An 8,152-nucleotide genomic window follows, 5' to 3' on the forward strand; every position below is an offset into this window, starting at 1 on the left:
GCAGGAGAAGGAAAACGCCGGCGTTAAGCGCCTGCTCCAGCGGGCACACTTCCGCATAGCAAATGCCGACATAAGCGGCGTCGTCTACGACGGCAGGCCCCTTTCCCGCGACACAGTCAACGGCCTCGGGACCTGCCAGTTTGTGGACTCGGCCACCGATGTCATCGTGGTCGGCTACACCGGGACCGGCAAGACCTTTCTCGCCTGCTCGATCGGCCGCCAGGCATGCAAGCACTGCATGAGCACCCTCTACGTGCGCATGCCCGACCTGCTGATGTCGCGCGAGGAGGACTTAGCCGCCGGCGTTCCCGAATCGAGGATATTGAAGAAGTACGCGCGCTACAGGGTTCTTGTCGTCGATGAGTGGCTCATGGATCCGCTGAACCCCGACCAGATGAGATTCTTCCTCGAGCTCGTCGACCGCCGCCACGACAAGTCGTCGACGATATGGTGCTCCCAGTACCGCGTGGAGGATTGGCATGCACGGCTCGGCGGTGGAACTCACGCAGATGCTATTATGGATAGGATAGTTCACAACGCCGTGACCCTGCTTACTGGTGAAGTGAACATGAGAGAGCTTACATCACCAAAGAACTAGACGTAGCTCAAGTTGAAAACGGGTGCGGCTGCATGCGAAATCGGCAATGCGGCTGCACCCGAAACAAACGTGGCTAATCGTTGCAAATAATCAGTTATCGGCGATTTCTCGGGGAAAGTGGATGCGAAAGCGCCGTTGTCGGTGGTTTTCGGGGCCTAAAGCACCGATAACGGGCGTTTTCCATCCAGCTTCTCAGAATGGTGGCTGCGAAAAGGGCGTTGTCGGTGTTTCGGCCCCCAAGGGCCCAGGGCGAACGAGGCGGCCCGGATGGGGCGACCTGGGAAGCGGTTTGTCCCGTTTCTTTGCCCCGTTGCGAGTTGCATAAAAAAGGGGCTGCAGCAGGAGTCCCGAACAGCCGCATCATAGACCCGATCGGCGGCCGCCGCCCGCAAGGGCGAAGCCTTCGATGCGCACCCGCATGGCGGGTGGTTGCCTGTCCACCGCACTTCGCGCGGTGGACAGGGTCACGACCCTAGAATGCAGGAAGCCCACCACATGTTGCGGCGGGCTTCTTGTTGAAGGGGCTTCTGCTACAGCCCCCTCAGGTTATGTGACTTCATCCGAGCGCCGCGCGGGCGCTTGCGCTGTCGGCTACTCGCCGAGGGCGAAGCGGGTGAAGCCCTTGATGGCGATCGTGCCGCCGAGGGCCTTGGCGCACTCGTTGACGTAGTCGGCGACCGTCTGGTCGGGGTTCTTCACGAAGTCCTGCTCGGCGAGGCAGTTCTCCTTGTAGAACTTCTCCATGCGGCCCATGGCGATCTTCTCCTGGATGTTCTCGGGCTTGCCGGACTCGGCGGCCTGAGCCTTGTAGATGGCCATCTCGTGCTCGGCCACGTCAGCCGGCACGTCCTCGCGCGTGGCGGAGACGGGGTTGACGGCGGCCACCTGCATGGCCACGTCGCGGCCGCACTTCTGGAAGTCGGCGGAGGCGGGGTCGATGCCCTCGACGTCGAAGGCCACGAGCACGCCGATCTTGCCGCCGCCGTGGATGTAGGAGGACACGCCCGCGCCCTCGGCCACGGCAACGCGCGCGAGCTGGGTGTTCTCGCCCATCACGTGGATGCAGTCGGTGACGACGGCCTCGACCGTCTCGCCGTCGATCTCGGCGGCCTTCAGGGCCTCGACGTCGGCCGGCTTGGCGGCGAGCGCCGCGGTGGCGATCTTCTCGGCGTAGGCCTTGAACTTCTCGTTCATGCCCACGAAGTCGGTCTCGCAGTTGAGCTCGACCACGGCGCCGCAGGTGCACGCGTCGTTCACGAGCGCCATGACGGTGCCCTCGTTGGTGGCGCGGCCGGCCTTCTTGGCGACGGCAGCCAGGCCGCGGGTGCGCAGCACGTCGACGGCCTTGTCCATGTCGCCCTCGGCCTCGGTGAGGGCCTTCTTGCACTCCATCATGCCAGCGCCGGTCATCTCACGAAGCTCTTTGACCATAGAAGCGGTGATAGCAGCCATGGGAATTCCTTTCTGTGGGAAGGGGTGGTTTCGGGAAGCGCGCGGAGCTCGCCGACGAGCCCCGCGCGCGCTGTTCCAAGCGAAGCGGCTTACTCGGCAGCAGCCTCGGCGACGGGGGCCTCGGCCTCGGCGGCCTCGGGCGCGGCCTCGCCCGCCATCTCGGCGGCGGTCACGTCAGCGCCGGTGCCCGCGATCACGGCGTCGGCGATGAAGTCGGCCAGCAGGCGCACCGAGCGGATGGCGTCGTCGTTGGCCGGGATGCCGTACTCGACGTCATCCGGGTCGCAGTTGGTGTCAAGCGTGCCCACCACGGGGATGTTCAGGCGCTTGGCCTCGTGGATGGCGATCTCCTCGCGGTTGGTGTCGATCACGAAGACGGCGTCGGGGACGCGCTTCATGTTGCGGATGCCGTTGAGGTTGGTCTGCAGCTTGCCGAGCTCCTTGTGCAGCAGGATCTGCTCCTTCTTCGGCAGCAGCGCCATGCGGCCGTCGGCGTCCATGGCCTCGAGCTCCTCCATGCGCTCCACGCGGGTGCGGATGGTCACGAAGTTCGTGAGCATGCCGCCGAGCCAGCGGGCGTTCACGTACGGCATGCCGCAGCGGTTCGCGGCGTCAGCCACGGCCTCCTGGGCCTGCTTCTTGGTGCCCACGAACAGCACGGTGCCGCCCTTGCGGGTGAGCTCGGACACGAAGGTGTACGCCTTGTCGAGGCCGATGAGGGTCTGCTTGAGGTCGATGATGTAGATGTCGCCGCGGCTGCCGAAGATGTAGGGCTTCATCTTGGGGTTCCAGCGGCGGGTCTGGTGACCGAAGTGGCTGCCTGCGTCAAGCAGCGTGGAAATGCTGACTTTCGTCATGTCTCTTCTCCATTCGTTAGTCCTCTGCCTGCGGTCAACCCTGCGTCCGCAGCCTTTTTCAGGTGGCCACTGGCGGATCAGGTCACGCAAGCATGTGTGATAATCCTGCTGTTTACACAGCCTGTCTAAGATAGCACAACCCCCTCGCATTGCAAGGGGGTTGCAGGAAAATACCGCGCCGATCGCAGCAAGGCCTTCGGCCGATACCCTCGGCTGAGACCTTCGGCTCTGCGCCTGCGGCGCTCCGCTCAGCGGCGTGGGGCGGGCTGCGGCGCTCCGCTCAATGGCGTGGGGCGAGCTGCGCCCTCCGCCCGTCCTCGGCCTGCTCTTCGCCTGCTCTCCGCCTACTTGTACTGGCTCTCGTGCTTCTTGAAGAAGTCGAAGCGCGGGGGGAGCTCCTGGATGCGGTGGCGGGCGTCGTCGATCTCGGCGGCGGTGCACAGCTCGTCGTTCGAGTCGAAGTCGTAGTTCCAGCTGAAGAACTCGTCGAAGCTGAAGCTCAGGTAGTCGCAGATCTTCTCGCAGCCCACCGGCACGATCGGGTGCATCATGAGCGTGCAGACGCGCAGCAGGAAGAAGCAGTCCACGAGCACCTGGCGGCGCGCGTCCGCGTCACCGGCGGCGTCGGCGGCCTTGATATGGTCGGCCCAGTACTTGTTCGACCAGCGGATGAACTCGTCCATGAGCGACATCACCGAGTGCAGCTCCACCTTGTGCATGAGCTCGTCGTAGCTGCGCAGCGCGCGGCGGGCGCGCACGCCCACCTCCGGCGTCACCGGGCCGAGCGGCAGGTACCCCTCGCAGCTCTTCTGCGCCTCGTAGAAGCAGCTGCGCGCGAGGCGGTTGAACACGTTGGTGAGCAGCGCGCCCTCCTTGAGCGCCGGGTCGGCCACGCGCGGGTCGCTCCGCTTGGCCTCGTCGGGGTCGAAGGGCTTCGGGGAGAAGCCGACCGACTTCTGGTCGAGGCCGAGCGCGAGGAAGTGCGCGCGCAGCTGCTCAGGCGTGTAGTGCTCGAGGAGCTGCTCGCCCGTGGGCGGCTTGACCTTGCCCGACGAGGACGCCTTCGTCTTGCCGAACAGCAGGTGGTGGTTGGCCACGAGCGTGGTCTGGCGCAGCGCGAGCGCGTCGTCGCCGCCGTCGAGCAGGCCGCCCGGGCGCAGCGCCTCGAACAGCGCCGGCTGGGCCACGCCGTAGAAGTACAGGTTGTCCTGCCCGATGAACTGGTACACGCACGCGTCGTCGGAGCACCAGAAGTCGCGCCAGCTGCCGCGCGGCAGGCCGCGCTCGTCGTTCACCGCGCAGGTGAACGAGATGGGCGCCCACAGCGACTCGGGCCAGCACCACACGGTGAGGCCCTCGACGCCCTCGATCACCGGCGCCTGCACGCCCCACTCGATGTTGCCCGTGATGCGGAAGGGCACGAGCGTCTTGGAGGTGCGGAAGCGGATGTTCGCGCGCGCGAGCACGCTGCGCGCCTCGTCGCGCGCCGCGATGGACTCGAACTCGATCTCGAAGCTGGCCTTGCCCTTCTCCGCCGGGCGGTACGCGTGCCGCGGCAGCTCGTCGGCGACGGCCTCGTACGCCTCATATGCCTCGTTCTTCACGAAGATCACCGGCGGGGCCAGAAACTCCGCGATGGTCTGGGGCACCACGGGGCGCACCTCGGGGTCGGCCGCGAGGTCGGCGGCGTGCGCGCGCAGGAAGTCCGCGAAGGCCGGCAGGTCGAAGTACCAGTTCTCCACCGGGCGCATCTCGGGCGCGGCGTCAGAGAGCGTCGAGATCGGCGCGATGAGGTCGGCGGGCGCGTACTGGTGCCCCAGGTCGCACTCGTCGGCGTAGGCGTGCTCGGACTTGCAGCCCTGCACGGGGCAGCGCCCGACCACCTGGCGGCCGTTCAGGAACGTCTCGGCCTGGGCGTCGTAGAACTGCAGCGTGGAGGTGCGCTTGAGCCAGCCGTTCTCGTAGAGGCGCTCGATGAACGCGTTCGTGACCCGCTGGTGCACGTCGGCCGCGTGCCCGATGCCCGAGCCGTCGAAGATGTCGAGGCTGACGTGGTACGCCTCGAGCACGGACTTCTGCGCCTCGTGGTTGCGCATGACGTACTCCTCGATGGAGCCGTCGAACTCGCCCGCCTCGACGAGCTTGCGGTAGCCCTCGTTGATGGGGCTGCCGAAGCAGTCCGTTCCCGACACGAAGCGCACGTTGTCCGCCCCGATGCGGTCGCGCAGGAAGCGCGCGAACGCGTCGGCGGGCACGAACACGCCCCCGATGTGGCCGAAGTGCAGCGGCTTGTTGCCGTACGGCATGCCCGCCGTGACGACCGCGCGGGCAGGCCACTTGACGCGCTTGTTATCTCTCAAATCCGACATGGTTTTCCATCTCCTCCAAAGCGGCGGCGAGCGCACGCGCGTCGGCGCTGCCGCGGCTCTCACTCATCAGATCGAGCAGGTCGTTCAGACCGCTCGCGCCCGGCCGCAGGTACACCGTGTCGCACTGCGTGAAGCCCGCGAGGTCGCCCGCCTTGGCGACGGCGTCCTCGAGCGTGCCGATCTCGTCGGCCAGGCCGTTCTCGACCGCGCCCATGCCCGTGAAGGTGAGCCCCGTGGCGAGCGCGCGCACCTCGTCGACCGTCATGCCGCGGCCCTCGGCCACCGTCTCCACGAACGTCGCGTTGATCTGGTCGACCATGGACTGGTAGTAGGCGCGCTCATCCTCGGTGAGGGCGCGCGTGCCGTAGCTCGAGTCCTTCGACTCCGTCGACGTGATGTTGTCCACCGCGATGCCGAGCTTGTCGAGCAGCTCCGAGATGTCGGTGAGCTGCATGGCCGTGCCGATGGCGCCGATGGCGGTGGTCTTGGCCGTGAAGATGTAGTCGGCCTGGCTCGAGATCTCGTAGGCCGCGCTCGCGTTCATCGACGCGCTCGAGACCACCACGGGCTTGGAGAAGTCGCGCACGTAGGCGGCCATCTCCTCGCCCGCCGTCGCCGTGCCGCCGCCCGAGTCGACGCGCAGCACCACGGCCTTGATGTAGGGGTTCTCCTCCGCGCGGTCGAGCTGCGCCTTGAGCCCCTCGGGGCTCGCGGTGGTCCCGTCGTACTGGATGGTGCCCGAGACCTCGATGATGCCCACCGAGTTCGTGGTGACGTAGTCGGAGGAGACGTCCTCGCCCAAGGCGCCGAAGGGGTTGGCCACCGTGCTCATGGCCGCGTTGCACGACGCGAGCCCGAAGAACATGAGCGCGAAGAAGAGGACCACCGCCACGAGCGCGACGATCCAGCCCTTGCCCTTCTTGGGGGCGGGCGCGGGCGGGGCCGGCTGCGGCGCGTAGGCGGCCTGAGCGAACGCAGGCTGAGGCGCCGCGCCAGGATACGCGCCGAAGTCCGGCTGGGGCGCCGCGGCCTGCGGGGCGGCCTGGGCCTGCGGGGCCTGCGAAGTCTGCGGGGCCTGCGCGGCCTGCGGGGCGGCCTGCCCCGGGGCCGCCGCGCCCGGCTGCGCGGACGCGGCGGCGTTGTAGGTTTGCTCGTAGGCGTTGGGCGCCGGGGTGCTCCCGTCGCCCCAGACGCCCTGCTGCCAGTTGCTCTGCTGGGTCATGGCTCCTCCTTGAGCCTAGAACTCGAAGCCCTCGTCCGACTTCCCGTGGCTGCCCTGGGCCTTCTTCGCCGTGCGGATGAGGAACTCCTGATTGGTCTCGGTCTGCTTCAAGGACTTGATCAGCATGTCCATCGCGCGCTCGGTGTTGTTCATGTTCGCCAGGATCCTGCGAACCGCCCAGATGAGCGGGGCCTCCTGCCCGTCGAGCAGCAGCTCCTCCTTGCGCGTGCCCGACGACACCGGGTCGATGGCCGGGAAGATGCGGCGGTCGGCCAGGTAGCGGTCGAGCTTGAGTTCCATGTTGCCCGTGCCCTTGAACTCCTCGAAGATGACCTCGTCCATCTTCGAGCCCGTGTCGATGAGCGCCGAGGCCAGGATGGTGAGGCTGCCGCCGTTCTCGATGTTGCGCGCCGCGCCCAGGAAGCGCTTGGGCGGGTAGAGCGCCGTGGAGTCGACGCCGCCCGAGAGGATGCGGCCCGAGGCGGGCTGCGCCAGGTTGTAGGCACGCGCCAGGCGCGTGATGGAGTCGAGCAGGATCACCACGTCCTTGCCCATCTCCACGAGGCGCTTCGCGCGCTCGATCACGAGCTCGGCCACGGCGATGTGGTTCTCGCACGGCATGTCGAACGTGGAGGAGACGACCTCGCCGCGGATGGAGCGCTCCATGTCGGTCGCTTCCTCGGGGCGCTCGTCGATGCCCAGGTACATCAGGTGCACGTCGGGGTTGTTGGCCGTGATGGAGGCGGCGATGTCCTTCAGCACGGTGGTCTTGCCGGCCTTCGGCGGCGACACGATGAGGCCGCGCTGCCCCTTGCCGATGGGCGCGGCCAGGTCGATCACGCGCGCCGTGATGGTGTTCTTGCCGTGCTCCATGAGCAGGCGGTCGTCCGGGAACACCGGCGTGAGGTCCTTGAAGTGCGGGCGAGCTCCCAGCTCCTCGAGGGGGATGCCGTTCACGGAGATGACCTTCTGGATGGCGGCGAACTTCTCGTTCTCGCGCGCGGGACGGGTCTGCCCCACCACGAGGTCGCCCTTGCGCAGGCCGTTGCGGCGGATGGTGGAGGCGCCCACGTAGGCGTCGCCCTCGCCGGGCAGGTAGCCCGCGGCGCGCAGGAAGCCGTAGCCGTCGGCGAGGATGTCGAGCACGCCCGTGACCTCGACGAAGCCCTCTGCCTTTACCGCGGCGTCGTACACCAGGCCCACGAGCTCTGCCTTCTTGACGCCCGTGCCGTCGACGCCGAGCTCGGCGGCCTTCGCGCGCAGCTCGGCCACCTTGAGCTCCGCGAGCTCTTCCTTGGTGACGCTCGGGACCACCTCGCGGTTGACGCGGTTGTCGCGCTGGCGGCGCGGGCGGCGGTCGTTGCGGTCGCGGTTGTCGCGGCTGCTGCGGTCGTTGCGGTCGTTGCGGCTCCCGCCCTTGCCGTTGCGGTTGCCGCGCGGGTCGCGGTCGTTGCGGTCGGCACGGTCGCTGCGGTCGCGGTTGGGGCGGCCCTCGGCGCGGGTGCGCTGGTAGTCACGCGGGCGCGGGGCGTCGGCGTGCGCCTCAGGCGCAGGGACGGCAGCGGGCGCGGCGCCAGCGGAAGCGGCTTCGACGGGAGCTGCGGGAGCCGCTGGCTCGGCCGGCGCGGGCGCCTCGGGCGCGGATGCGACGGGG

The 8,152-nt window shown here is 67.8% G+C and carries 6 protein-coding genes; 1 reads left to right on the forward strand and 5 read right to left on the reverse strand.

Features of this window, described 5'->3' with window-relative positions:
- Positions 1 to 598: ATP-binding protein (locus G7Y49_RS11430; RefSeq protein ID WP_165173939.1), on the forward strand; the 598-nt coding region annotated here is incomplete at its 5' end.
- A gap of 591 nt (positions 599 to 1,189) precedes the next feature.
- Here G7Y49_RS11430 and tsf read toward each other — a convergent pair.
- From tsf to rho, 5 genes are all read right to left on the reverse strand, one after another.
- Entirely contained in the window at positions 1,190 to 2,050 is an 861-nt protein-coding gene (tsf, locus tag G7Y49_RS11435; protein ID WP_165173941.1) for a translation elongation factor Ts, read from the reverse strand.
- An 89-nt stretch (positions 2,051 to 2,139) separates the two neighbouring features.
- Positions 2,140 to 2,907 (reverse strand): 30S ribosomal protein S2, encoded by a 768-nt coding sequence (gene rpsB / locus G7Y49_RS11440; RefSeq protein ID WP_165173943.1) that lies wholly within the window; start codon positions 2,905 to 2,907, stop codon positions 2,140 to 2,142.
- 344 nt (positions 2,908 to 3,251) lie between these two features.
- Positions 3,252 to 5,276 carry a class I tRNA ligase family protein gene (locus G7Y49_RS11445; protein WP_165173945.1) on the reverse strand — a complete coding sequence of 675 codons (2,025 nt, stop codon included), beginning with the start codon at positions 5,274 to 5,276 and terminating at the stop codon, positions 3,252 to 3,254.
- The gene (sppA, locus tag G7Y49_RS11450; protein WP_165173947.1) at positions 5,257 to 6,498 is read right to left on the reverse strand and encodes a signal peptide peptidase SppA; all 1,242 of its coding nucleotides are present in this window, start codon (positions 6,496 to 6,498) and stop codon (positions 5,257 to 5,259) included. Before sppA ends, G7Y49_RS11445 begins: the two co-directional genes overlap by 20 nt.
- A 15-nt stretch (positions 6,499 to 6,513) precedes the next feature.
- The coding region (rho, locus tag G7Y49_RS11455; RefSeq protein WP_241157405.1) for a transcription termination factor Rho at positions 6,514 to 8,152 on the reverse strand (1,639 nt) is incomplete at its 5' end.

Origin of the sequence: Adlercreutzia sp. ZJ242 (genome assembly GCF_011038995.1) — a bacterium.
GTDB lineage: Bacteria > Actinomycetota > Coriobacteriia > Coriobacteriales > Eggerthellaceae > CAAEEV01.